We start from the raw sequence: 1,129 nt of genomic DNA on the forward strand, positions 1-1,129 counted from the left end.
GGACTCGGCCCCTGGCGCGCGCTGAAGTTGCTGCTGGTCCTGGGGGCGCTGTTCGTGGTGTTCAGTTTCGCCGTGGGCGACTATGTGGCGCCTGCCAGCGAACGGGCCGCACAGCTGCTCAAGGCGCGCTACCAGAACAAGATCACCATCGGCCAAACCGGTGCCTGGTTGAAGGAAAAGCAGGCCTACAACACCTTTGTGGTCAATGTGAGGGCCMTCACCCCCGACAACGAAATGCAGGGTGTGCAGATTTTCGAGTTCAACAACAAGGGATTGATCGTCTCCACCACACAGGCGCCGCTGGCAGCGTTCACCGCCGGCGATGCCTGGGAATTGAACCAGGCCACACGCGCAGAGTTTGATGTTCCTGCCGGCGCCAGCAGTGCCGCCAAACCCGGAGGCAGCGCCAAGGTCAACCGCACAGTGCTAAAGAACTTTCGCTGGCCTACCGAAATCAGCGCTGAAATGGTTTCGGTGGCGCTGCTCAAGCCTGAGCGCATGGGCACCATTGACCTGTTCAATTACGTCCGTCACCTGGACGCCAATGGGCAGACCGCGCAGCGCTATGAAATAGAGTTCTGGAAAAAAGTCTTTTACCCGCTCAGCTGCCTGGTGATGGTGATTCTGGCGCTGCCTTTTGCCTACCTTCACTTTCGCTCCGGCGGCATCGCCGGCTACGTGTTCGCCGGTGTGATGATCGGCATCAGCTTCTTCCTGCTCAACAACGTGTTCGGCTATATCGGCAACCTGCGAAACTGGCAGCCCTGGCTTGCGGCTGCCACGCCAGGCCTGCTTTATATGGCCGTCTCGCTGGGCGCGTTTGGCTGGCTGGTGCTCAGGCGTTAACGGACGCGACCGTTCATGACGTCCCTGGCCCATACGCCGCGCGGCATCATCCTGCTTGCCCATGGCTCGCGCGACCCGCAGTGGCGCGACCCCATTGAGGCGGTTGCCGCACAAGTCCGTCTCCGCGAGCCCGGTACCCCCGTCAGTTGCGCCTACCTGGAGCTTTGCCCTCCTTCATTGCCTGAAGCTGCTACAAATTTAATAGCTGCTGGCGCATGCCATATAAGGGTTTTTCCGCTTTTCTTTGGTATAGGCAAGCACGCCCGGGAAGACTTGCCGCTGC

General features: G+C 60.2%; 2 protein-coding genes. Both read left to right on the forward strand.

The genetic code is table 11. From position 1 onward, the window contains the following. On the forward strand, nt 1-846 hold an 846-nt coding region (locus AC1DWI_RS24000), incomplete at its 5' end, for an LptF/LptG family permease (RefSeq protein ID WP_477726017.1). A gap of 15 nt (nt 847-861) precedes the next feature. Further along, nucleotides 862-1,129, forward strand: a 268-nt coding sequence (locus tag AC1DWI_RS24005) for a sirohydrochlorin chelatase (protein ID WP_477726018.1), incomplete at its 3' end; no start/stop codon positions are given.

The sequence above is a fragment of the Polaromonas sp. P3_C2 genome (assembly GCF_056402675.1).